Source organism: Catellatospora sp. NPDC049111, from assembly GCF_040648615.1.
In the GTDB taxonomy this organism is placed as follows: domain Bacteria; phylum Actinomycetota; class Actinomycetes; order Mycobacteriales; family Micromonosporaceae; genus Catellatospora; species Catellatospora aurea.
Genome location: NZ_JBEZEB010000017.1, coordinates 39,060 through 62,375, shown reverse-complemented (window position 1 = coordinate 62,375; position 23,316 = coordinate 39,060). Strand labels below are relative to the sequence as shown.

General features: G+C 72.0%; 25 protein-coding genes. 13 read left to right on the top strand and 12 right to left on the bottom strand.

The genetic code is table 11. From position 1 onward, the window contains the following. Positions 1–11 precede the first annotated feature (11 nt). The 5 genes from AB0B66_RS23180 to AB0B66_RS23160 all read right to left on the bottom strand — a co-directional run bounded on the left by AB0B66_RS23180 (position 12) and on the right by AB0B66_RS23160 (position 3,691). Positions 12–350, bottom strand: a complete 339-nt coding sequence (locus AB0B66_RS23180) for a metalloregulator ArsR/SmtB family transcription factor (protein WP_155374867.1) — start codon at positions 348–350, stop codon at positions 12–14. Beyond that, positions 347–1,216 carry a metal ABC transporter permease gene (locus AB0B66_RS23175; protein WP_360533640.1) on the bottom strand — a complete coding sequence of 290 codons (870 nt, stop codon included), beginning with the start codon at positions 1,214–1,216 and terminating at the stop codon, positions 347–349. The genes AB0B66_RS23180 and AB0B66_RS23175 overlap by 4 nt, the downstream gene beginning before the upstream one ends. A gap of 11 nt (positions 1,217–1,227) precedes the next feature. Then, a complete protein-coding gene (locus AB0B66_RS23170) occupies positions 1,228–1,989 on the bottom strand; it encodes a metal ABC transporter ATP-binding protein (protein ID WP_360533417.1) in 762 nt (253 codons plus the stop codon). A gap of 37 nt (positions 1,990–2,026) precedes the next feature. Further along, positions 2,027–2,950 carry a metal ABC transporter substrate-binding protein gene (locus AB0B66_RS23165; RefSeq protein WP_360533414.1) on the bottom strand — a complete coding sequence of 308 codons (924 nt, stop codon included), beginning with the start codon at positions 2,948–2,950 and terminating at the stop codon, positions 2,027–2,029. Positions 2,951–3,427: 477 nt separating this feature from the next. Further along, positions 3,428–3,691 carry a hypothetical protein gene (locus AB0B66_RS23160; RefSeq protein WP_360533411.1) on the bottom strand — a complete coding sequence of 88 codons (264 nt, stop codon included), beginning with the start codon at positions 3,689–3,691 and terminating at the stop codon, positions 3,428–3,430. Positions 3,692–3,777: 86 nt separating this feature from the next. Between AB0B66_RS23160 and AB0B66_RS23155 the strand changes: the two genes are divergently transcribed. The 7 genes from AB0B66_RS23155 (at position 3,778) to AB0B66_RS23125 (ending at position 9,725) form a co-directional block, all read left to right on the top strand. Further along, the gene (locus AB0B66_RS23155) at positions 3,778–4,101 is read left to right on the top strand and encodes an antibiotic biosynthesis monooxygenase (protein ID WP_120316467.1); all 324 of its coding nucleotides are present in this window, start codon (positions 3,778–3,780) and stop codon (positions 4,099–4,101) included. A gap of 82 nt (positions 4,102–4,183) precedes the next feature. After that, positions 4,184–4,687, top strand: coding sequence for a hypothetical protein (locus tag AB0B66_RS23150; RefSeq protein WP_360533408.1), 504 nt, complete (start codon positions 4,184–4,186; stop codon positions 4,685–4,687). Positions 4,688–4,859: 172 nt separating this feature from the next. Continuing rightward, positions 4,860–6,239 carry a glycine--tRNA ligase gene (locus tag AB0B66_RS23145; RefSeq protein WP_360533405.1) on the top strand — a complete coding sequence of 460 codons (1,380 nt, stop codon included), beginning with the start codon at positions 4,860–4,862 and terminating at the stop codon, positions 6,237–6,239. Positions 6,240–6,351: 112 nt separating this feature from the next. Next, on the top strand, positions 6,352–7,311 hold the full coding sequence (locus tag AB0B66_RS23140) for an endonuclease/exonuclease/phosphatase family protein (RefSeq protein ID WP_360533402.1): 960 nt from the start codon (positions 6,352–6,354) through the stop codon (positions 7,309–7,311). 220 nt (positions 7,312–7,531) lie between these two features. Continuing rightward, positions 7,532–8,350: a SigB/SigF/SigG family RNA polymerase sigma factor gene (locus AB0B66_RS23135; RefSeq protein ID WP_360533399.1), complete on the top strand. Its 819-nt coding sequence runs from the start codon at positions 7,532–7,534 to the stop codon at positions 8,348–8,350. Positions 8,351–8,405: 55 nt separating this feature from the next. Further along, a complete protein-coding gene (locus AB0B66_RS23130; RefSeq protein WP_170213016.1) occupies positions 8,406–8,549 on the top strand; it encodes a GPGG-motif small membrane protein in 144 nt (47 codons plus the stop codon). A 108-nt stretch (positions 8,550–8,657) separates the two neighbouring features. After that, entirely contained in the window at positions 8,658–9,725 is a 1,068-nt protein-coding gene (locus AB0B66_RS23125; protein ID WP_360533396.1) for an NADH:flavin oxidoreductase/NADH oxidase, read from the top strand. A gap of 41 nt (positions 9,726–9,766) precedes the next feature. Here AB0B66_RS23125 and AB0B66_RS23120 read toward each other — a convergent pair whose 3' ends face one another. Continuing rightward, the gene (locus AB0B66_RS23120; RefSeq protein ID WP_360533393.1) at positions 9,767–10,006 is read right to left on the bottom strand and encodes a DivIVA domain-containing protein; all 240 of its coding nucleotides are present in this window, start codon (positions 10,004–10,006) and stop codon (positions 9,767–9,769) included. Between the two features lie 209 nt (positions 10,007–10,215). Between AB0B66_RS23120 and AB0B66_RS23115 the strand changes: the two genes are divergently transcribed. Beyond that, positions 10,216–12,549 (top strand): polyprenyl synthetase family protein, encoded by a 2,334-nt coding sequence (locus AB0B66_RS23115; protein ID WP_360533390.1) that lies wholly within the window; start codon positions 10,216–10,218, stop codon positions 12,547–12,549. A gap of 57 nt (positions 12,550–12,606) precedes the next feature. Here AB0B66_RS23115 and AB0B66_RS23110 read toward each other — a convergent pair whose 3' ends face one another. After that, entirely contained in the window at positions 12,607–13,401 is a 795-nt protein-coding gene (locus tag AB0B66_RS23110) for a hypothetical protein (protein WP_360533387.1), read from the bottom strand. 138 nt (positions 13,402–13,539) lie between these two features. Between AB0B66_RS23110 and AB0B66_RS23105 the strand changes: the two genes are divergently transcribed. Then, on the top strand, positions 13,540–14,199 hold the full coding sequence (locus AB0B66_RS23105) for a hypothetical protein (RefSeq protein WP_360533384.1): 660 nt from the start codon (positions 13,540–13,542) through the stop codon (positions 14,197–14,199). 93 nt (positions 14,200–14,292) lie between these two features. Then, a complete protein-coding gene (locus tag AB0B66_RS23100; protein ID WP_360533381.1) occupies positions 14,293–14,706 on the top strand; it encodes a DoxX family protein in 414 nt (137 codons plus the stop codon). 93 nt (positions 14,707–14,799) lie between these two features. On the opposite strand, the gene dusB is transcribed toward AB0B66_RS23100, so the two are convergent. From dusB to AB0B66_RS23085, 3 genes are all read right to left on the bottom strand, one after another. After that, a complete protein-coding gene (gene dusB, locus AB0B66_RS23095; protein ID WP_360533637.1) occupies positions 14,800–15,912 on the bottom strand; it encodes a tRNA dihydrouridine synthase DusB in 1,113 nt (370 codons plus the stop codon). Positions 15,913–16,074: 162 nt separating this feature from the next. Continuing rightward, positions 16,075–16,359, bottom strand: coding sequence for a DUF6158 family protein (locus tag AB0B66_RS23090; RefSeq protein ID WP_360533378.1), 285 nt, complete (start codon positions 16,357–16,359; stop codon positions 16,075–16,077). 69 nt (positions 16,360–16,428) lie between these two features. Further along, positions 16,429–17,106: a hypothetical protein gene (locus tag AB0B66_RS23085; protein ID WP_360533375.1), complete on the bottom strand. Its 678-nt coding sequence runs from the start codon at positions 17,104–17,106 to the stop codon at positions 16,429–16,431. A 117-nt stretch (positions 17,107–17,223) separates the two neighbouring features. Here AB0B66_RS23085 and AB0B66_RS23080 point away from each other — a divergent pair, with 117 nt between their 5' ends. Next, on the top strand, positions 17,224–18,597 hold the full coding sequence (locus tag AB0B66_RS23080) for an FAD-dependent oxidoreductase (RefSeq protein WP_360533372.1): 1,374 nt from the start codon (positions 17,224–17,226) through the stop codon (positions 18,595–18,597). Positions 18,598–18,703: 106 nt separating this feature from the next. Here AB0B66_RS23080 and AB0B66_RS23075 read toward each other — a convergent pair whose 3' ends face one another. Further along, positions 18,704–19,663 carry a TIGR03557 family F420-dependent LLM class oxidoreductase gene (locus AB0B66_RS23075; protein ID WP_360533369.1) on the bottom strand — a complete coding sequence of 320 codons (960 nt, stop codon included), beginning with the start codon at positions 19,661–19,663 and terminating at the stop codon, positions 18,704–18,706. An 87-nt stretch (positions 19,664–19,750) separates the two neighbouring features. On the opposite strand from AB0B66_RS23075, the gene AB0B66_RS23070 reads away from it, so the two are divergent. Next, the gene (locus AB0B66_RS23070; RefSeq protein ID WP_360533366.1) at positions 19,751–21,886 is read left to right on the top strand and encodes a DEAD/DEAH box helicase; all 2,136 of its coding nucleotides are present in this window, start codon (positions 19,751–19,753) and stop codon (positions 21,884–21,886) included. A gap of 87 nt (positions 21,887–21,973) precedes the next feature. On the opposite strand, the gene AB0B66_RS23065 is transcribed toward AB0B66_RS23070, so the two are convergent. Further along, entirely contained in the window at positions 21,974–22,249 is a 276-nt protein-coding gene (locus tag AB0B66_RS23065) for a DUF1876 domain-containing protein (protein ID WP_360533363.1), read from the bottom strand. Between the two features lie 94 nt (positions 22,250–22,343). On the opposite strand from AB0B66_RS23065, the gene AB0B66_RS23060 reads away from it, so the two are divergent. After that, a complete protein-coding gene (locus tag AB0B66_RS23060) occupies positions 22,344–23,315 on the top strand; it encodes a quinone oxidoreductase (RefSeq protein ID WP_360533360.1) in 972 nt (323 codons plus the stop codon). Position 23,316 lies beyond the last annotated feature (1 nt).

The following is a 23,316-nucleotide window of genomic DNA, read 5'->3' as shown; positions in this document are numbered from 1 at the left end:
GTGACACCTGTTCATGGGCGCTGCTCCGCGGCGTGGGTGACGGCGTCGGCGACGATGTGCGCGACGTGTTCGTCCACCAGGGAGTATGCGATCTCGCGGCCGTGCCGTTCGGCGCGCACCACGCCGGCCGCCCGGAGCACCCGCAGGTGCTGGGAGACCAGCGGCTGGGCCACTCGCAGCCGTTCCACCAGCTCGTGCACGTGACGCTCGCCGTTCGCCGCCAGCTCGGTCACGATCGCGATCCGGACGGGCGCGGCGAGCGCCCGCAGCAGCTCTCCGGCTCGGGCGTAGGACTGCGTCTGGCTCACATCGACCACCGTAGCCCCGCGCGTCGGTGCATACCCAATCATGAGTCGAGGACGCACTCGGGCGGCTCACACACCGCCGCCGGGCCCGTGTCGGCGCGTCGCCGCCGGCGCAGCACCGCGCCCACCGCCGCGACCAGCATGAACAGTGCGATGGCGGCGAGCACGATGGTCGCGCCAGGGGCGGTGTCGTACCCGGCGGACATGAGGATGCCGGCCCCGGCGCTGATCACGCCGCCGAGCATGGCCAGGGTCATGGTGCCGCCGAAGCCGCGCGAGACCAGCTGCGCCGCCGCGACGGGCACCACCATCAGCGCGCTGACCAGCAGCAGGCCGACCGAGCGCATGGCCACGGTGACGGTCACCGCGGTCATCACGGCGAGCAGCAGGTTCAGGGTGCGCACCGGCAGGCCGGAGACCTTGGCGTACTCCTCGTCCTGGCAGATCGCGAACAGCCAGGGCCGCAGCCCGACGGTGACCGCGAGCACGCACGCGCCGAGGATCGCGATCGTGATCAGATCCGTGGCCGACGTCGTGAGCAGCGAGCCGAACAGGTACGACGTCAGATTCGCGCTGCCCTTGCCCGGGGCGAGTCCGACCAGGAAGACGCCGCCCGCGATGCCGCCGTAGAACAGGATGGCCAGCGCGATGTCGCCCGAGGTGCGGCCGCGTTCGCGGATCAGCTCCACCGCGACCGCGCCCAGCGCCGACACGATGATCGCGGTGAGCACCGGCGAGGTGCCGGTGAGCAGGCCGACGCCGACGCCGGTCAGGGCGATGTGGCCGATGCCGTCGCCGATCAGCGACATGCGCCGCTGCACCAGGTAGATGCCCAGCGAGGGGGCGATCAGGCCGGTGATCAGCGCGCCCAGCAGCGCCCGCTGCATGAACGGCAGAGACATGATCTCGATCAGGTTCACGTTCACTCGCGTCCCCAGATGCTCGGCGGGTCCTGTGGTGCGTGCGGGTGCACGTGGTCGTGGCCGGGCTCGGCGTGGTGGCCGGCCGGGTGGGGCACCGCGCCGTCGTGCGCGATGACCCCGTCGTGCACGACCACGGCCCGGGTGATGACCGGCTGCAGCGGGCCCAGCTCGTGCGCGACCAGCAGCACCGTGCCGCCGTGCCGGACGAAGTCGCGCAGCGCCTGCGCGAACGCCTCCTGCGACTTGGCGTCCACACCGGCCGTAGGCTCGTCGAGCACCAGCAGGTCGGGTTCGCCGGCCAGCGCCCGCGCGATCAGGGTGCGCTGCTGCTGGCCGCCGGACAGGGAGGCGACCGGGTCGTGCGCGCGATCGGTGAGGTCCACCGCGGCCAGCGCCTTCGCGACGGCCTGCCGGTCACCGGCGCGCAGCAGGCCGGGGAAGCCTCGCCGGGCGAGCCGGCCGGAGGAGACGACCTCGCCGACGGTGGCGGGAACGCCGCCGCCCGCGCCCAGCCGCTGCGGCACGTACCCGATACGCCGCCAGTCGCGGAAGCGCCGCAGCGGGACGCCGAACAGCTCGACCTGGCCGTCGGCCAGCGGCACCAGGCCGAGCCCGGCCCGGATCATGGTGGACTTGCCGCTGCCGTTGGCGCCCAGTACGGCGACGACCTCGCCGCTGCGTACGGTCAGATTGACGTCGCGGAGCACGGGACGGTCGTAGGCGACCGCCCCGTGCTTGATTTCGAGAACCGGGGAGTTCACGTCTGCTCCTAGTCCCGTTCGTCGGCGGCGCGTGCGCTCATGAACAGCCCAACGCGGTGCGCAGCGTAGCGAGATTGGCCCGCATGACCGAGAAGTAGTCACCCGTCCCGCCCTCGGCGAGCCCCTCCAGCGGGTCGAGCACGGCGGTCTTCGCGCCGACCTGCTCGGCCAGCGTCTGCGCGACCTTCGGCGAGACCAGCGTCTCGAAGAAGATGGTCGTCGCGCCGTACTGGCGCGCCTCGGCGGCGACGGCCGCGACCTGCTGCGGGGTGGGCTCGGTGTCCGGGGTCAGCCCGGACAGCGCGATCTGCTTGAGCTTGTACCGGTCGGCCAGGTATCCGAACGCGGCGTGGCTGGTCACGATCTCGTGGCGTTGGCAGTTCGCCAGCCCGGCGGTGAACTCGGCGTCCAGCTTGGTCAGCTCGGCGACCAGGGCGTCGCCGCGCTCGGTGTAGGCCGCCGCGTGCGCCGGGTCGCGTTCGGCGAGCTTCTTCGCGACGTCCTTGGCGACCACGGCCAGGCGGGTCGGGTCCAGCCAGAAGTGCGGGTCGGGGGCGTTGCCGCCCTCCTCGTTCGCGCCCTGGTGGTTGGGGCCGCCGACGAGCGGGGTGACCGCCGCGACGTCGAACGCGCGGTCGCCGGCGTTCTGCGCGACGGCCTCGTCGAGCTGCGGCTGGAAGCCCTTGAGGTAGACCACCAGCCCCGCGTTGGCGACCTGGGCGACCTGGGCCGGGGACAGCTCCATGTCGTGCGGCTCGGCACCCGGCTGAGCGAGGTTGACCACGTCGACGTCGGGGCCGCCGACCTTCTCGGTGACGAACTGCAGGGGGTAGAAGCCGGTCACGACGGTGGTGCGGCCGGTGCTGTCGGTGGAGGAGTCGGAGCAGGCGGAGAGGGTGGCCAGGGCCAGCAGCGCGGCGACGCCGGCGACGGCGGCGCGCTGGAGAGATCGGCTCAGCATGGCGTCAACTCTCCCTGAAAATGAGAACGATTGTCAAAAACGCATAGGTGCATATCCCTGCCCCACACCCGCCCCTCCCGCCTCCATGATCCACCGCCCGCAGCGAAGGAAGGGCACCTTCTTAACGCTCTGCGTAGAGGAAGGGCACCTTGTTAACAGTTGCGCTGCGGAGGTGCAGGTCAGGCAGGGGGCGAGGCGGGGGTCGCGGACCGCGCGCGGGTCACCGGCGGCCGCCCGGCGCACCGGTGACCGCGTTTTTCGTCGTAAAAGCGACACCCGTTCGCCAAGATCGCCGGACTTGCCCGGCAGGTGGGCGTATGCGCGCTCAAGATACGCACAGGTGCCAGGCAAGTCCGACGATCTTGCATGGGCGCCGCGTCGCGTTGCGCCGCGCCGCGTCTGTCACGCGCTGCGTCGACCCGCGTCGCGTCGCGTCGACCCGCGTCGCGTCGACGGGTTTGGCGTGAGGGTGGAGAGTCAGAACAGGCGGGTCAGGGCCGCGGCGGTGAGCAGGGTGAGGACGATCACGCGCAGGGCCCGGGTCGCCGGGGGCTGGACCGGCCAGGTGGTCACCAGCAGCGCGGCCAGGGCGGCGGCCAGCGCCAGCAGCAGGATGCCGCTGTACGGGTTCGGCAGCAGCACCGCCACCAGTAGCAGCGCCAGCGTGCCCAGCAGCGCGGTGCTCTTGGGGATCCGGGCCAGCCGGCGCAGCAGGGGGTTGTTCGCGACATCCTGGGGCACGGCGGCGGTCCTCTCCGACAAGCGTTAAGAAGGGCACCCTTTACCCCGTAAAACGATAAGAAGGTGCCCCTCCTTACTGTAGTGAGGTGCTGATGCTCAATCGATTCGTGATCGCCGCCAACGAGGAGGCGTTCGTCGAGCGCGCCCACGCGGCGCTGGCCGCCCTCGCCGCCCGGCCCGGCTACCTGCGCGGGGAGCTGACCCGGTCGCTCGACGAGCCGGAGCACTGGTGCCTGCTCACCGAGTGGGAGAGCGTAGGGGCGTACCGGCGGGCGCTGGGCGGTTTCGACGTGAAGATGACGGCGACGCCACTGCTGGCCGAATCGCTGATGGAGCCGTGCGCGTTCGAGACCCTCGCCGAGGCCGAGCCGGGCGGCGAGGTGCAGACCAGGGCCAGCGACCGGGCCTGACCCGGCGACCCGGGCACCGGCCGGTCCGCCCGGTTTCGGGCACGGCGGCGGCGGGTGGGAAGAACGCAATATGATCGCGGCCATGACCCATGCGCCCGCGCCCTCGCCCGTGCCGCCCGGTCCGGGCGCCGCGCCGCCGTTCCCGGCCGCGCCGTCGGAGGGCGGCGGGACCCGGTTGGGCTGGGCGCTCGGCATCGCGGGCGGCCTGATCGCGCTGTGCTGCGGCGGCGGCCTGGTGGCCGGGGTCGGCCTGGCCGTCACCGGGGTCCAGGCGATCAACGAGCGCGCCCACGTCGCGGTGGGGACCTACCTCGACGCGCTCAAGGAGAAGAAGTACGACCAGGCCTATGAGCTGCTCTGCGAGGACGAGCAGCGGCGCCTGGACCTGGAGCGCTTCACCAGCCAGGAGCAGTCCCGGCCGGAGCGCATCCAGTCGTACGAGCTGGGCGAGGTCGAGCTGCAGGGCACGTCGGGGATCACCCTGCCGGTCACCGAGCGCTACACCGACGGCGACACCGAGCGGGTTGTCTACCGCCTCGCGCAGGACCCGAAGACGACCGACCTCGAAGTCTGCGGGCGCGAGTAGCCGGGGTGTCGGCGCGGCGCACCGGCGGACTCACCACGTTGCGTGTGCAGTAGCGTTTAACCGCATGCGGGTTGCGCGAGTGGCCCGTACCGTATCCACGTCGTGCGGATCTTCCGCCGACCTCCGCCGACAGCCAGCCGGCGGCAACCTCCAACGGAATGGAGACCTGATCATGCCCGCGGACCGCATCGACTCCGTCGTCAGCCTGGCCAAGCGCCGGGGCTTCGTCTACCCGTCGAGTGAGATCTACGGTGGCACCCGTTCGGCCTGGGACTACGGCCCGCTGGGCGTGGAGCTCAAGGACAACGTCCGCCGGCAGTGGTGGAAGACGATGGTCCAGCAGCGCGACGACATCGTCGGCCTGGACTCCGCGGTGATCCTGGCCCGCCAGGTGTGGGAGGCCTCCGGCCACATCGAGGCGTTCGTCGACCCGCTGACCGAGTGCACCAGCTGCCACAAGCGCTTCCGGGCCGACCACCTGGAGGAGGCGTTCCTGGAGAAGAAGCCCGGCGCCACCTTCGTGCTGTCCGAGCTGAACTGCCCCAACTGCGGCAACAAGGGCACCTTCACCGAGCCGCGCATGTTCAACGGCCTGATGAAGACCTTCCTCGGCCCGGTCGAGAGCGCCGAGGGCGTGCACTACCTGCGGCCGGAGACGGCCCAGGGCATCTTCGTGAACTACGCCAACGTGGCCACCACCGCGCGCAAGAAGCCGCCGTTCGGCATCGCGCAGGTCGGCAAGAGCTTCCGCAACGAGATCACCCCGGGCAACTTCATCTTCCGTACGCGGGAGTTCGAGCAGATGGAGATGGAGTTCTTCGTCGAGCCCGGCACCGACGAGACCTGGCACGAGTACTGGCTGAACGAGCGCTGGAACTGGTACCTCGACCTGGGCATCTCGGCCGACAACCTGCGCTTCTTCGAGCACCCGCAGGAGAAGCTGTCGCACTACTCCAAGCGCACGGTCGACATCGAGTACCGCTTCCGGTTCGGCGGCACCGAGTTCTCCGAGCTGGAGGGCATCGCCAACCGCACCGACTTCGACCTGACCACGCACAGCAAGCACTCGGGCACCGACCTGTCGTACTTCGACCAGGAGAAGAACGAGCGCTGGGTGCCGTACGTCATCGAGCCGGCGGCGGGTCTGACCCGGGCCGTGCTGGCGTTCATGCTGGAGGCGTACGACGAGGACGAGGCGCCCAACACCAAGGGCGGCGTCGACAAGCGCACCGTGATGCGCTTCGACAAGCGCCTGGCCCCGGTGAAGGTGGCCGTGCTCCCGCTGTCGCGCAACGAGCAGCTCTCGCCGAAGGCCCGTGGCCTGGCCGCGGACCTGCGCAAGCGCTGGGTGGTGGACTTCGACGACGCGCAGGCGATCGGCCGCCGCTACCGCCGCCAGGACGAGATCGGCACGCCCTACTGCGTCACCGTCGACTTCGACACCTTGGAAGACAACGCGGTGACCGTGCGTGATCGTGATTCGATGGTCCAGGAGCGCGTCTCGCTGGACCAGGTGGAGCGCTACCTGATCGAGCGCCTGCCCGGCTGCTGAGAACGGTTGACGTGCGTGAAGTCCCCCGAACCGGTGGTTCGGGGGACTTCGCACACGGGTAGTGCGACGTTTGCCGAGTTTGATTCGGGTCCTCCCCGGTAACATACGGACAGTGACCACCATCGAGCTGAAGAAGACGCCCGGGGGCCCGGCCGAGCCGCCGCCCCGGCGCCCGGCCTGGCGTGCGGGGCTGGTCATCGCGGCCGCCCTGCTGCTGGCGGCCGTGCTCGCGGGTCACCGGCTCATCCCCAACGTGCACGGCATCGGCAGCGTGCTCGACACCATCGCCCCGCTGTTCGGCCTGGCGGTGCCGGTGCTCGCGGTGGCCGCGCTGCTGGCCCGGTCGGGCAAGGCGCTGCTGGTGGTGCTGCTGCCGGCCGTCATCTGGGCCGCGATGTTCGGCCGGGCGCTGCTGCCGCCCCCGGGCGGGCCGGTGCAGCTGCGGGTGGTCACCCAGAACCTGTACGCCGACAATCCCGACCCGCAGACCACGGTCGAGGCGCTCGCGGCGGGCGGCCCCGATTTGATCGCGCTGCAGGAGGCCTCCGGCGGGACGATCGAGACGGTCGCCGAGCGGCTGGCGAAGACCTATCCGCACTATGCGGTGCGCTCGACGGTCGGGCTGCTCAGCCGGTATCCGATCACGGGCATCACCGGCGTGGACACCGGTCTGGACTGGACCCGGGCACTGCGCGCGGTGGTGAAGGCCCCGCAGGGCGACGTGGCAGTGTACGTGGTGCACCTGGGCTCGGCCCGGATCAACGACACGGCGACCCGGGACCACACCATCGACATGCTGGCCCAGGCGGTCCGCGAGGACGAGGCGCAGCGTGTGCTGGTGCTGGGCGACCTCAACACCGCGGCCACCGACCGGGCCATCGCGCCGCTGTCGGCGCAGCTGCGCGACGCGCAGGCCGACGCGGGCTGGGGTTACGGCTTCACCTGGCCGTCCTCGCTGCCGGTGATGCGGCCCGATCACGTGCTGTACCGGGGACTGACCGCGACGCAGGCCGGGGTGCTGCGTACGCCGGGCACCGATCATCGGGCCGTGACCTCGGGTTTCGCGTTCTGAATCCTCCGGCTCACTCCCGTAACGTGTACGTTCTTCTCCTTGGACTAGTACTTTCGGCTGACCTTCGGTATGGTCGGCAGTGCTCGGCTTGCCGAGTCGGCTGCCTAGCCGTCTGCAGCGCTCAAGAAACGGGTGCTGTGACCGTCACAGGCGAACCGTGTCCGAGGGCGACCCCCGTCGCTCCGGGTTCACACGCGGTTCACTGCGCCGGAGGCCTGCAATGACTGCAACACTGGTTCGCGAGACCGAAGCGTCCGCGTCCCCCTCGTCCCTGACCGACACCCTCGACGCGACCGCCGGCGATCTGCTGCTGCGCCGTCTCGGCGAGCTGAGCGAGCAAGACCCCGCACATGAGGACGTGCGGCAGGAGGCCATCTGCGCCTGGCTGCCGCTGGCTGAACGCCTGGCCCGCCGCTTCCGCCACCGCGGCGTGGACGGCGACGACCTCGTGCAGGTGGCGACCATCGGCCTGATCCAGGCCGTGGACCGTTTCGACCCCGCCCGCGGCAGTGCTTTCGTGCACTTCGCGGTGCCGACGATCGTCGGCGAACTCAAGCGCTACTTCCGTGACCGGGGCTGGAGCATGCGGGTCAGTCGCCGCATGCAGGAGCTGTATCTGGACATCAACCGGGTGTCCCCGCAGCTCTGCCAGGACCTCGGCCGGTGGCCGAGTGCCGAGGACCTCGCCGAGCATCTCAACGTCACCGTCGAGGACGTGGTGGCCGGGATGCACTGCGCGCAGGCCTACCGCATCAACTCCCTCAACGTCGCGGTGAGCGGCGAGGACGGCGATGTGGAGCTCGGTGAGCTGATCGGCGAGACCGACACCGTGCTGGAGTCCATTCCGGACGTGCACGCGGTCCGGCAGTACGTCAAGGAGCTGCCGGAACGTGAGCAGAAGATCCTGATGCTGCGCTTCGTCCAGGGCCACAACCAGGCCCAGATCGCGGAGCAGATCGGGGTCTCCCAGATGCACGTGTCTCGCCTGCTCAGCCGGTGCCTCGCACAGCTGCGCGAGCGCATGCTGGCCGAGGACTGAATCAGCAGCGGACAGTAGCGGTTTCGTCACCGAGTTCGTGGGGCAGGAAGGAACCATGGAGCTTTTACTGTGGATCCTCGCCGTGGTCCTGGTCGTTTCCGGGATCGTCTCGCTGGCACGACGCCAGATCCTGTGGGGCATCGTGCTGATCGTGATCGGTCTGCTGGTCGGACCTGGAGGCGTGAGCATCTTCTCGTAGGACGCCACGCAGAAGCCGAAGGGCCGCGAAGACATGGTCTTCGCGGCCCTTCGCCTTGTGCGATCCGTGTCACAGGACGATGCCCTCGGCCGGTCGTACTGTTGCGCCGTGACGGTACTCGGCCAGCCCCTCGAACTGCGCGGCGTGACGCTGCCCAACCGCATCGCGATGTCGCCGATGTGCCAGTACTCCGCAGGCCCGGACGGGCTGCCCGGCGACTGGCACCTGAACCACCTGGGCGCCCGCGCGGTCGGCGGGGCCGGACTGGTCATCGCCGAGGCCAGCGCGGTGCTGCCGGAAGGCCGGATCTCGCCGCGCGACGCCGGCATCTGGTCACCGGCGCACGTGGACGCCTGGCGGCCGGTCACCGCGTTCGTCGCCGCGCAGGGGGCGGTGCCCGCGATCCAGCTCGCCCACGCCGGGTTCAAGGCCTCCACGTACTGGCCGTTCGCGCAGGAGCGGGGCGGGGTGCCCGACGCCGACGGCGGCTGGCAGCCGGTCGGGCCGGGCACGGAGCCGTTCGTGCCGGCGTACCGCACGCCGAAGGCCCTCGACGAGGCCGGCATCGCCGCGGTGATCGCCGCGTTCGCGCAGGCCGCGGTGTACGCGGTCGACGCCGGCTTCCAGGCCGTGGAGATCCACGCCGCGCACGGCTACCTGCTGCACGAGTTCTACTCGCCGCTGACCAACCAGCGCACCGACGGCTGGGGCGGCGACCACGCCGGGCGCACCCGCCTGGCGGTTGCCGTCGCGGCGGCGGTGCGTGACGCCGTCGGCCCCGACGTGCCCGTGCTGGCGCGGGTGTCCGCCACCGACTGGGTCGACGGCGGCTGGGCCGTGGCCGACACCGTGGAGCTGGCTCGCGCTCTGTTCGCGGCCGGTGTCGACCTGATCGACTGCTCCTCGGGCGGGGCGGTCGCCCACGCCGACATCCCGGTCGGCCCCGGCTACCAGGCCCCGCTGGCGGAGCGGGTCCGCCGCGACGTCGGTGTGCCCACCGGCGCGGTCGGTCTGATCACCGAGCCGGAGCAGGCCGAGCGCATCGTCGAGGACGGGCAGGCCGACCTGGTGCTGATCGGGCGGGAGCTGCTGCGCGACCCGTACTGGCCGCGCCGGGCACTGGCCAAGCTCGGCGGACAGCCGCACTGGCCGGACCAGTACGCCCGCGCCTTCTGAACCTCAGCGGCCCTCGGCCCGCAGCCGGGTCACGACCGCGCTCAGATAGCCGCCGGGCCGGGTGCGGTGGGGCGCCCGCCCTCGGCCGCGTGCTGCGCGGCGAGCAGGCCCAGGTACGCGAAGACCTGCTCGCGGTCGTAGCCGCGCAGCACGACGGTGAAGTCGATCCGGGGATTGTCGGCGAGGCTCAGCTCGCCCCGGTCCACCTGGGCGAGCAGGGCGTCGACCTCGGTGCGCTCGAAGCCGCGCAGGACGACCGTGAAGTCAGGATGGGTCTGCATGGCGGACATCCTGGCAGATCAAGGCAAGGGTGAGGGCATAACGGGGGAGAGCGCCCGGCGGCGTGACTGTCCGGTTAGGAAGGGCACCTTCCACAACGCGGAGCGTGGTGAAGGTGCCCTTCCTTTCTGTCCGGGCGGGGCGTGGCGCGGGGGTGGGATCATGGGGTCGCGGGGTCGTCAGGGGATCCTGCGGGGAGGTGGTCGGCCTCATGAGTGTCGCTACGGAGCTGCTGGGGCCGTTCCCGTTCCGGCAGGAGGACCTCGAACACGGCAGGCTTGAGCAAGGTGTGCGGCACACGCTGGCGCACTACGCCGGTTGGCGGGACACGAATCCGGCCGCGATCGGATCGCATGTGGACCGGTACACCGAGCAGCTGCGGTCGATCGCCGGGCGGCACACCCCGGCGGCCGCGCTGCTGCGCGGGGTGTACGCGCCGCGCCGGCGGCGGGAGCTGCGCGAGCAGGCGCTGCTGGAACTGAACTACTTCGGCGTCTACAACCTCAGCGAGGTGCCCGACCCGGCCGACGTCGCCCGGGGTGAGGCGCTCGCGCGGGCGCACGCCCGCACGGCGCGGGAGGTCGTCGAGGGCATCGAGCGCGGGCGCGGCGTGGCGGGTGTCGTGGAGTCGCTGGAGCGGCGCTTCCCGGCGCTGCGCGGTGCCGCCGAGACCCGCTGGCTGGCCGAGCGGCTGGACCGGCTGCACCGCACCCTGCCGGAGACGGTGGTGCAGGCGGGGGCGATGGGCAAGGTGGTCCGCACGCTGGTGGGAGTGCTGGCCATCGGGGGGTACGACACCCGCGACGCGGGCCGGACCGCGGTGCGCGAACACCTCACCCGGATCCTGCCCGGCGCGTACGCGTACGGGGCCGCGTACGCCGTCATCGACGACAGCTTCCAGGACCTGCCCGGCGAGCACATGCTGCCGCGTGAGCGGGACCGGCTGCACCGGCTGATCCTGCGCGGCCTGTCCACCGGCGGCGCGATCGACGCCAGGCAGGTGCCCGACCACCCACTCGCCGAGGAGATGCACGAGCTGTACGGCATCGCGCTGCAGGTCTACCCGTTCGGCACGCACCGGCACCTCTACCACGCGGCCGAGTCGATGTACCTGGCCCAGCACCGCGACGCGAGCCGTGGCGTGGACGAGTCGCTGGAGTCGGCGTACCCGGACATCTTCCTCAAGGCCGGGCTGAGCCGGGTGGTGGCCAACATCCTCGGCCGGCGCAGTCTCGACGAGGGCTTCTACGCCCGCTGCCTCAACACGATCTTTCTGAGCCAGTTCAAGGACGACCTCGCCGACCGCGACGAGGACCGCCGCGCGGGGAGGATGACCCCGTTCACGCACCCCGGCGACGGCCGCACCAACCCGCTGCTGGACCTGTTCGCCTACGACGCGTACGTGGTGGACCAGGTGTACGGCGGCGACCCGGTGGCCCGCGACGCGCTGACCGGGGTCGGCGCGATCAAGCTGGGGATACACCTGTGCGCGGATCCGGAGAACACGCTGCGGCTGCTCGACCAGTACCCGGTCACCCCGGAGATCGCCACGTTCCTGCGTACGGCGGCCGGGGTCCCGCGCCGGGTGCTGCCCCAGCTGACCACCGGTGACCTGCGGCTGAAGCGGGAGGCGGCGGCGGTGATGGGCCGCCGTGACCCGAACAGCGTCGACGCTCGCACGTTCGTGCTCGACCGGCTGCCGCGCATCAACGAGATCGTGCACAACTGCCACGCCGAGGTGAACGCCGCCGAGCTCGCGCCGATCCTGGCGTACACGATGGACGGTCCGGCCAAGCGGCTGCGGCCCGCGCTGACCCTGATGCTGGCCGAAGGGCTCGGCGTGCGCGGGGACATGCCCGAGTCGCTGCTCGGCGCGATCGAGCTGTTCCACACCGCCAGCCTCATCTTCGACGACCTGCCCGCCCAGGACGACGCCACGCTGCGCCGGGGCCGCCCGGCCGCGCACACCGTGTTCGACGAGGGCAGCGTGCAGCTCGCCGCGATCTCGATGCTGTCCTCCGGGTTCGGCATGCTGGCCCGGCTCGACCGGCACTACCCGGCGCACCGGGTCACCGACGTCGTCGCGTACGTCGGCACGGTGCTGGGCCCGCAGCGGCTGTGCCGGGGGCAGTATCTGGACCTGCGCTACGCCCGCGACGCGTCGCCGGTCACCGGCGAGGACATCCTGGAGATGTACCGGCTGAAGACGTCGACCATGGTCGAGGCCGCGCTGGTGCCGCTGCTGATGCTGCTGGACCGGCCACGCGTCGAGATCGAGCTGATCACCCGGTACGCCGACCACGCGGGCATCGTGTTCCAGGCCCGCGACGACATCCTCGACGCGACCGCGTCGGCCGAGCAGCTCGGCAAGGACTCCGGCAACGACGTGGGCAAGGCCAACCTGGTCCGGGTGTACGGGCTCGCGCAGGCGCGCCGGCTCATGGAGCAGCACCGCGACGCGGCGGTGGACAGCTGCGCCGCGCTGCCCTTCGACACCCGCCTGCTACAGGGCATCGTCGAGCACTTCGCCGCCCGCGGCCGCTGACGGCGGACAGCCGAGCGGGCCGGTGGACGGCACCGGCCCGCTCGCTTCGCGGTGCGGTCAGGCCGGGACTTCCCAGGCCTTCAGCTGGATCGTCACCTTCGCGTTGCTGGACAGCGCGGAGATGTGGAGCACCACCAGGCGCTGACGCTGACCGATGGCGGTGGCCTGCTCCTGCGACGTCGCGATACACATGGTCAGTTCACGCTGAGCAGCGGTCTCGGCGCGCTGCGGAACAGGGCTCTTGCGGATGAGGTCGGCGCAGTCCTGCGGCTGCGGGTCCGGCATGGTCGGCGGCACGATGGCCCCTTCGACCCCGTCCAGCAGGATGATCACCGGGACGGTGCTGTTGTAGGGCAGCTCCAGGCGGACGTCGTCCTTGTCGCTGCCCTGCTGGACCACGCGCGGCTCGTTGAGGTCCAGGTAGGCGCTGGCCTGGCTGGTCACCTGCGGGATCAGTTCCTGGTCCTTGTACGCCGGGTCGAAGGCCGCCTGCGGGTTGAGCACGCCGAGCACCGCGGTCGGCGACGGCCGGCCCCCGGCTTCGGTGGTCGCCGGAGCGGCGGGCGCGTCGGCGCCGGCAGAGGCCGGAGCACTGTTGGCGGCTCCCGGCGCGGCCGTGGTGTCCGGAGTGTCCTCACCGGAGCGGACCAGCGCCACCCCGGCCACGCCGACCGCGACCAGGGCCACGACGAGGCTCACCGCGGCGACGAGCAGCGCGAGGCGAGCCGTGCCCTTGCCGGGAGGTGCCGCTGCCACCGGCCGCAGGGTGGCGGTCGGGGCAGAGGAGCTGGTGGAGGCGGGTCCGGTGGGCGGTTCGGGCGCAGCGGGGGGCGTGGAGAGGGTATCGGCCATGAAAGGGCATTCTGCCCTCGGGGAACACCAGGGTAGATCCCCGATGTTGTCGGATATCAGTTCCGCTGGGCCGATTCTCATCTATCCGACCCCGTGCGAAAATCGTCGTTCCTCCCCTTGACTTCCCTCAGGAGCAGCGTGTCCACCCCTATCGAGCCCCCTGGACCGCGCAAGATCCGGTGGGCGACCATCGGCGCGTTCGTCGTCGGCGCCGTGACCATCATCGGCACGTTGACGCAGACCTGGACTCTCCTCTTTCCCGCCGGCGCGGCCCCGCAGTCGCCGCAGCCCGCTGCCGGGACGAGCCCGATCGCCGTGTCCGCAGCCCCTGCGGCTACGACACACGCACCCGCGCCCGTCCAGGGCGGCACCTATCTGGACACCCTCCCCGCGGTGACCGGGTCGAGCCTGCTGGTCCCGTTGCCGAAGGACCTGGCCGGGCTGCCTGAGTACGCCCATGCGCTCGCGGTGAAGTGCCCGCCGAACACGACCGGCAACACCATGGCGGAGGTCGCCTACGTGATCCCCCGCAACCTGACCACGTTCACCGCGACCCTGACGGCGCACCAGACGTCGGTGCCGACCAACCAGCTCGTCCAGCTGAGTGTGTTCCCGGCCCCGAAGGATCTGCTGCCCAACGGAGGCAACGAAGGCAAGCCCGCCATCGTGCAGGCGGAGATCGGCGCGAAGACGACGGTCAGGGCCGATCTCACCGACGCCTTCCACGTGCGGTTGCGGATCCAGTGCAACCTGCCCGGGGCGGTCGCGGTGATCGTCGACCCGATGCTGCGACCCTGATCGGGAATGTTCCTTCCGGACCAATGAGTTCCGCGCGCGCCGTCCGTCTACACGGATGAACGCGATGACCGAACTTCACGGAAGGAACCCGTCATGACCTCGTACGCCGCCCCCACCGTCCGTCCCCGCCGCGCCGTGAACATCGCCGTGTGGATCGGGCAGGTGCTGCTCGGGCTGTTCTTCATCGGCGTCTCGGTGCCGAAGTACCTGCCGTTCTTCGAGGCCCCGCCCGCCTTCGCCGAGGCCGGGCTGGGCATGGGGTTCATCTGGTTCGTGGGCGCCTGCGAGCTGGCCGGCGGCGTCGGGCTGCTGATCCCCCGGTTGTCGGGGGTGGCCGCGATCGGGCTGGTCGGCCTGATGGCCGGCGCGACGATCATGAACCTGTTCGTGCTGCCCGGGGCGGCGTCTAACGCGATCATGTCCGGGGCGCTGCTGGTGGTGTTCGCGCTGATCGCGCGGGTGCGGGCACCGTACACCCGGGCTCTGCTCGACAGCTTCCGGCGCTGAGGCGGGGCTGGCGGCGAAGACCGCTGTCTGCGGTCATGAGCTGCGGTGGGACCGCAGGTTCTGACCGCAGACAGCGATCTTCGCGGGCCGGGGTCAGCCGCCGGAGTCGTCGTGTTCGGCGTCCTCGGGGACGGTTTCGGAGTCGCGATCGTCGAGCCAGCCGTAGGGGAGCACGACCCTGGCGGGGGAGTTGGTGCGGCCGCGCGGCTGGCCCAGGTTCGCCACCGGGAACGGTGCGGCGTGGTCCAGCTTGCCGAGCAGGTCGTCGAGTTCCATCAGCGACGACGCCATGGCCATCGAGCGGCGCAGCTCCGAGCCGACGGGGAAGCCCTTGAGATACCAGGCGACGTGCTTGCGGAAGTCGGTGACGGCTTCGCGCTCGGCGCCCCACCAGTGCACGAGCAACTCGGCGTGGCGGCGCATGACCTGCGCGACCTCGCCCAGGTCGGGCATGACCCGCTCGGGGCGGCCGGCGAACGCGGCGGCCAGGTCGGCGAACAGCCACGGCCGGCCCAGGCAGCCCCGGCCGACCACGACGCCGTCGCAGCCGGTCTCGGCCACCATGCGCAGCGCGTCGTCGGCCTCCCAGATGTCGCCGTTGCCGAGCACCGGCACGTCCAGGGCCTGCTTGAGGGTGGCGATGGACTCCCAGTCGGCCTCGCCGGAGTAGCGCTGGGCGGCGGTGCGCGCGTGCAGCGCCACCCATTTCGCCCCGGCCTCCTGCGCGATGAGACCGGCCTCGACGTACGTCAGATGGTCGTCGTCGATGCCCTTGCGCATCTTGATGGTAACCGGGATGCCCGCCGGCGCGGCCGCGTCGACGGCCGCCTTGATGATCGACCCGAACAGGCGGCGCTTCCACGGGATCGCCGACCCGCCGCCCTTGCTCGTGATCTTCTTGACGCTGCACCCGAAGTTGAGGTCGATGTGATCGGCCAGGTTCTCGTCGACCACCCGCCGCACCGCCTTGGCGGTGATGTCCGGGTCGACGCCGTACAGCTGCATGCTGCGGGGGTTCTCGTCCGGCCCGAACTCGATCATCTTGTCGGTCTTGGGGTTGCGCACCGCCAACGCGACCGTCGTGATCATCTCGCAGACGTAGATCCCGGCCCCCTGCTCCCGGCAGAGCTGCCGGAACGCGACATTGGTGATGCCCGCCATCGGCGCGAGCACCACGGGCGGATCGACCGGATACCGGCCCAACATCAACGTCGCAGTCACGCCCCCAAGAATCTCACGACCCACCCCACCACCCCGAACCCCCGTAACCCACCCCACACCACCCCCGCCCGGCCGCCGCGCATGATCGCGACGATCTTGCATGAACTGTTGACCTTATGGGCGTTTTGGGCGTGCTCTCGGCACACTTCACGCAAGATCGTCGCGATCATGGGTGGGGCGTAGGCGGGCCGGATCGGGTTCTCGGGTGGGGTGGCGGCGGAGGTAGTCGGCTTCTAGTTCGATCATGCGGGCGGTGTGGTGGGAGAGGGACTGGTCGGAGCCGTGGCGCAGGGTGTCGTGGCGGGTGCGGTGGATCGCCGCGAGTTCGCGGAGCAGGTCTTCGTCGGGGAGGTCGCGGGCGGGCACGCCGCCGGTCGGCTCGGGCTGCTGCCAGGCGTAGACGATCTCCACCACTTCGTCGTAGTCGCGCATGGGGGAGGGGTACCCGCGGTTCGGGTGGTTCAACCGTCCCGCCCTGGTTTGTCGCTGTTGTGGGGGTGGTCAGCGGCGGCCGTCGCGCAGGACGGTCTGGACGGCCTGGGCTTCGTAGGCGGCGTCGGCGGCTTCCTGGGTGAGGGCGTGGGAGGAGACGCGGGCTACCTCGGCGGCGCGGCGGGCGCTGCGGGCGCGGGAGGCGGCCACGTGGTAGAGGCGGGCCGCTTCGGCGTCTTCGGCGCGCAGGCGGGACAGCTCGTGCGAGCGGTCCTGGCGGGACTGGTCCCAGCCGTCGACCTTCGACCAGATGGCGCGCAGCTGTTCCATGGTCAGGTCGCCGCGTTTGTAGGCCGCGCGCGCGGCCAGGGCGACCTCGCGCAGGGTCTCCGTGGAGGCGGTGGCCTCGGCCGGTTCGGGCGGCAGCGTCTCGGCCGCGTCCTCCAGCAGCTGTGCCGCCGCCAGGTGGGCCTGCCAGGCGGCGTCCCGGTCGGCCTCGGCCGCCGTCAGTTCGGTCGCGGTGCGCTCGGCCAGCAGCACGGCGGTGCGGGCCGCCTCCAGCACTTCGGCGGCGACTTCTTCCAGCTCACGGGCCTCGGCGGTGAGCTGCGCGCGGTCGGTCGCGCTGAGCCGCCCTCGCCGCACGCCGTCGCGCCGGGACTGCGCCTGCGCCAGCAGCCCCAAAAACAGCACCGCGAGCAGCGTGAACGGCAGCCCGCCCAGCAACACCACCGCGGAATTGGACACACCAGCACACTAGTATCGATCCCCGTTGATCGTTAGGGCTGGCGGGAATTAGTCACATCGGCGGCGTGGACCGGGCCCGGGTCGGCGATCTCGGGTGACCCCGTCGAAGATGGACGGATGACCGAGATCGTCCCGCCCGTGCCCGCGTCCACCGCCGTCGTGATCGGAGCCGGTATCGCCGGGCTGTGCGCGGCCCGGGTGCTGGCCGACCGATACGCCCGCGTGGTCGTGCTGGACCGGGACCACCTGCCGCCGGACGCGTCGCCGCGGCGCGGCGTGCCGCAGGGCAACCACGGGGCGGTGCTGCTGGCGGCCGGTCAGCGGGCGCTCGGCGAGTTGTTCGACGGGCTGGTCGACGAGCTGGTCGCGGCGGGGGCGACCCCGTTCGAGCCGGGCACCCAGATGATCTTCTACCGGTACGGCAGCGTCTGGCCGAAGTCGCCGACCGGCATCGACCTGCTCTCGTTCAGCCGTCCGCTGCTGGAGCACGCCGTACGCGGCCGGGTGGCGGCACTGCCGAACGTCGAGTTCCGGGCCGGGGTCGCGGCCGCCGGGCTGGCGGGCGCCGACGGTGTCGTCAGCGGCGTGGTGCTCGACGACGGCCAGACGCTGCCGTGCGCGCTGGTGGTCGACTGCTCGGGCCGGGGCAGCCGCTCCGACCGCTGGCTCGCCGAGCTGGGCTTCGCCGCACCGGCGGTCACCGAGGTCAAGGTCGGCGTCGGCTACACCACCCGGTTGTTCCGGCGCGGGCCGGCCGACCTGCCCGACGCCACGGCGGTGTTCGTGCTGCCCGCGCCGCCGCACGAGACCCGGGTCGGGCTGGCCCTGCCCATCGAGGGCGATCGCTGGCTGATCTCGCTGGGCGGCTGGCACGGCGACTTCCCGGCCGCCGGCGACGCGGACGCCTTCGGCGCGCACGCCCGCAGCCTGCCCCACCCCGGCATCGCGGACCTCATCGAGCGGTGCGAGCCGGTGACCGAGGCGGTCTCGTTCACCTTCCCGTCCAACCGCCGCCGCCACTTCGAGGACCTGCCCGCCCATCCCGCCGGCTACCTGGCCCTCGGTGACGCCGTCTGCAGCTTCAACCCCATCTACGGCCAGGGCATGACCTGCGCCGCCCTGGAGTCCCAGGCCCTGGGCCGCCGACTCGACGCGCACTGCACGCCCTCCGCCGCCCTGGCCGCCGACTTCTATCAGGAGACGGCGCACATCCTCGCCACCCCCTGGGGCTTCGCCGCCGGCGGCGACTTCGCCTACCCGCAGACCCAGGGCGAACGCCCGCGCGGCATCGCCCTGCGCAACCGCTACTCCCGCCGCATCCAGCTCGCCGCACAGGCCGACCCCGAGATCCGGCGCATCTTCACCGCCGTCCAGCACCTGCTCATGCCACCCGGCATCCTCCGCAAACCCGCCATGGTCCTGCGCATCCTCCGCCTCTCCCGCCGCGCCCCCGGCGCGAAAGGAAGGGCACCTGCACAACGCTCCGCGTAGCGGAAGGGCACCTTCTTAACGCGCCTGGTGCGTGCAGGCTGCTCAGAAAGGGTGGGCCGCGGCTTGCGGGAGGCACGAGCCTCGTCGGCGGCGATCGCAGCTCAGCTCAGACGGCGGCCAGTGCCGGGAGGAGCTGCTTCTCGGCGAAGTCGAGGAAGTCGCGCTGGCTGTCGCCGCCGATCTGGATCAGGGCGACGTCGGTGAACCCGGCGTCGGCGAACCGCTTCACGGCGGCCACGTGCTTGTCCAGGTCGGGGCCGCAGGAGATCTTCGCGGCGACCATCTCGGGTGTCATCGCGGTGGTCGCCGCGGCGAACGAGCGCGGGTGCGGCATCTCCGCGTTCACCGCCCAGCCCAGGTCGAACCAGCGGAACTGGTCGTGGGCGATCCGGGCGCACTCGTCGGCGTCCGGCCCCCAGCAGATCGCCACCTGCCCGTAGCGGGGGCCGCTGCCGCCGGCGTCGGCGTACTGCGTGATCAGCTCGCGTTTCGGCTCGACCGCGATCAGCGCCGCGTCGTGGCGGGCGGCCAGCCGGATCGAGGACGGCCCGGACACCGCCACGGCGATCGGCACCCGCTCGTCCGGCAGGTCCCACAGGCGCGCCTCGGGCACCTCGAAGTACTCGCCCAGGTGGTGCACGACCTCGCCGGCCAGCAGCGGCTGGATGATCTCCATGGCCTCGGACAGCATCGCGTGGCGCTGCACCGCCTGCGGGTACGCCCCCACCACGTGCTCGTTGAGGTTCTCGCCCGCGCCCAGGCCGAGGGTGAACCGCCCCTGCGACATGACGCCCACGGTCGCCGCCATCTGCGCCACCACCGCCGGGTGGTAGCGCATGGTGGGGCAGGTGACGAACGAGACCAGCGGGAGGCGCTCGGTGGCGTGGGCGGCCGCGCCCAGCACCGACCAGGCGAACGGGGCGTGCCCCTGCTCGGCCAGCCAGGGGTAGTAGTGGTCGGAGCAGACCGCGAAGCCGAACCCGGCCGCCTCGGCGCGTACCGCGTCGTCGACCAGTTCCCGGGGCCCGCGCTGCTCGGTCATGAGCGTGTAACCGATATTGGTCATTCGCCCTGATTACCCCCGGGTGCGGCAGCCGACACCCCCGCCGCCGCCGGCCGGGCCGATGACACCCCCGGCTGGTAGAACTGCGGGATGGCGGACGACAGGACACAACTGCGCGAACGTGCCGAAACCGTGCTCCGGCGGCTCGCGGGTGAGCACGCCGAGCTGCGGCCGGACCAGTGGCGGGCGATCGAGGCGCTGGTCGCCGACGCCCGGCGGGTGCTGTGCGTGCAGCGCACCGGCTGGGGCAAGTCCGCGGTGTACTTCGTCGCCACCGCCCTGCTGCGCGAGCGCGGCCACGGCCCGACGGTGATCGTGTCCCCGCTGCTGGCGCTCATGCGCAACCAGGTCGACGCGGCGGCCCGCGCGGGCATCCACGCCCGCACCATCAACTCGGCCAACCTGGAGGACTGGGAACAGATCACCGCGGAGATCGCCGACGGCGCGGTCGACGTGCTGCTGATCAGCCCGGAGCGGCTCAACAACCCCGACTTCCGCGACACCGTGCTGCCCCGCCTGGCCGCCACCACCGGCCTGCTCGTCGTCGACGAGGCGCACTGCGTCTCCGACTGGGGCCACGACTTCCGCCCCGACTACCGCCGCCTGCGCACCATGCTGGCCGAGCTGCCCACGGGCACGCCGGTGCTGGCCACCACCGCGACGGCCAACGAGCGGGTCACCACCGACGTCGCCGAGCAGCTCGGCGGGGGGCAGGCCGCCGACCACGAGCCGCTGGTGCTGCGCGGCCCGCTGGACCGGGAGTCGCTGCGGCTGGCCGCGCTGGAGCTGCCCAGCCCGGCCCACCGGCTGGCCTGGCTCGCCGACCACCTCGACCAGATCCCCGGCTCCGGCATCGTCTACACGCTGACCGTCGCCGCCGCGCACGAGACCGCCCAGTTCCTGGCCGGCCGGGGGTATGCCGTGGCCGCGTACACCGGCCAGGCCGAGGACGCCGACCGGCGCTCCGCCGAGCAGGACCTGCTCGACAACAAGCTCAAGGCGCTGGTGGCCACCTCCGCCCTGGGCATGGGCTTCGACAAGCCCGACCTCGGGTTCGTCGTGCACCTCGGCGCGCCCGCCTCGCCGATCGCCTACTACCAGCAGGTCGGCCGCGCGGGCCGGGCCGTGGCCGGGGCGGACGTGATGCTGCTGCCCGGCCCGGAGGACGCCGCGATCTGGCGGTACTTCGCCTCGCTGGCCTTCCCGCCGGAGGACCAGGTGCGCCGGGTGCTCGACGTGCTCGACGCCGCCGGGCGCCCCGTGTCCACGCAGGCCCTGGAGGTGCAGGTCGACCTGCGGCGCAACCGGCTGGAGATGATGCTCAAGGTCCTCGACGTCGACGGCGCGGTCAAGCGCGTGCGCGGCGGCTGGGAGGCCACCGGCCGGCCCTGGGCGTACGACACCGAGCGCTACGCGCGCATCGCCAAGGCCCGCCAGGCCGAGCAGGACGCCATGCGCGACTACACCGGCACCACCCGGTGCCGCATGGAGTTCCTCCGGCACACCCTCGACGACCCCGAGGCGCGCCGCTGCGGCCGCTGCGACAACTGCGCGGGTCCTGCCTACGGCAAGGACGTCTCCGCCGAGGCCCTCCAGGCCGCGCACGTCTTCCTCGGCCGCCCCGGCGTCCAGATCGAACCCCGCAAGATGTGGCCGACCGGGCTGGCCGCCGCGGGCGTGCCGCTCTCCGGGAAGATCCCCCCGGCCGAGCAGACGCTGCCCGGCCGCGCCGTGGGCCGCCTGTCCGACCTCGGCTGGGGCACCCGCCTGCGAGAACTGCTCGCCGAGGGCGCTCCCGACACGGCTGCGCCCGCCGACCTGCTCGCGGTGCTCGTCGAGGTCCTCAAGGACTGGTCACACGGCGCCGACCCGTGGCCCGCCCGCCCCGCCGCTGTGGTGGCGATCAACTCCCGGACCCGCCCGCGCCTGATCGCCGGCGTGGCCGAACACGTGGCCCGCGTCGGCCGCCTGGAGTTGCTCGGCACCGTCGCGGGCGGCCCGCCCGCCGACCAGCCCCGGGCCAACAGTGCCCAGCGCGTCAAAGCCCTGCACGACGCCTTCACCGTCCCCGAGGGCATGGCCGACCGACTCCGCGACCTCTCCGGCCCCGTCCTCCTGGTCGACGACCAACTCGACTCCGGCTGGACCATGGCCGTCGTAGCCCGCCAACTCCTCCAGGCAGGCGCCCCCGGCGTCCTCCCCCTCACCCTCGCCACCACGTCCTAGGCACGTCACGGTCGTGCAGTTTCGGGGAAACCGCACGAATCACCGGCCCGATTCCACCACTTTCCAGGAAACCGCGGACCGAGGCCGCTAGATCGCCGGGTCGCCTCCGTGGACGTTCGATTCGACCTCGTCGGCGGCGGCCTCCAGGAGGCGGTGCGCCAAGCCGGAGAGGGCTCGGGCTCCTGCCATCTCCTCGCCGATCGAGGGCCGTGGGCGGTCGATCGGATTGCGCCGGGCCTGGCCCTCGGCGGTCAGCAGCCGCCCCGACGGCAGCCGCATGGACGCGGTTGCCCTGGTCAGGTCCGCGTCCTCCTCGTACCGCAGTTCCACCATCCAGGTCTTGGTCATCGTCGCGGTGGTCATGGCGCGCCTCCCGTTCCTGCGATGCTGCTCTCATTGTCCCTCCGCAGGCGTGCCCCGGACCCCGCATCAGGCCCCGATGAGGCAGGCTCGGACCATGCAGGCTGTTCAGATCACGCAGTACGGCGGCCCCGAGGTGCTCACCCCCGCCGAGGTGGAGCCGCCCGTGGCGGGGCCGGGCCAGGCGGTCGTGGAGATCGCCGCGACCGGGGTCAACTTCATCGACGTGTATCACCGCCAGGGCCGTTACCCGACACCGCTGCCGTTCGTCCCCGGCGTGGAGGCGGCGGGCCGGGTGGCCGCGGTGGGGCCGGACGTGACCGGGGTGTCGGTCGGCGACCGGGTCGGCTGGGTCCTGGCGCCCGGGGCGTACGCGCAGGCCGCGGCGGTGCCCGTGGACCGGCTGGTGCCGCTGCCCGACGGGGTGTCCGACGAGACCGCCGCTGCGGTGCTGCTGCAGGGCATGACCGCGCACTTCCTGACCCACGACGTGCACCCGGTGCGGGCGGGTGACACGGTGCTGGTGCACGCGGCCGCGGGCGGCATGGGGCTGCTGCTGACGCAGCTGGTCACGCACCTGGGCGGCCGGGTGGTCGGCACGGTCTCCACGGACGAGAAGGAGCGGCTGGCCCGGGGCGCGGGCGCGGCCGAGGTGATCCGCTACGACCAGGTCGACGACCTGGCCGGGCAGGTGCGGGCGCTGACCGGCGGCGAAGGCGTGGCCGCGGTGTACGACGGGGTCGGCGCGTCCACGTTCGACGCCAGCCTCGCCTCGCTGCGCCGCCGCGGCGTGCTGGCGCTGTACGGCGCGGCCAGCGGCCCGGTGCCGCCGGTGGACCCGCTGCGGCTGATGCAGGCCGGTTCGGCGGTGCTGACCCGGCCGACGCTCAACGACTTCGTGGTCTCCCGCCAGGAGCTGCTGGAACGGGCCACCGACGTGCTGGGCTGGGTCGCCTCGGGCGCCCTGCGGGTGACGGTCGGCGGCCGGTACCCGCTGGCCGAGGCGGCACGCGCGCACGACGACCTGACGTCGCGGCGCACCACGGGCAAGCTGCTGCTCATTCCGTGAG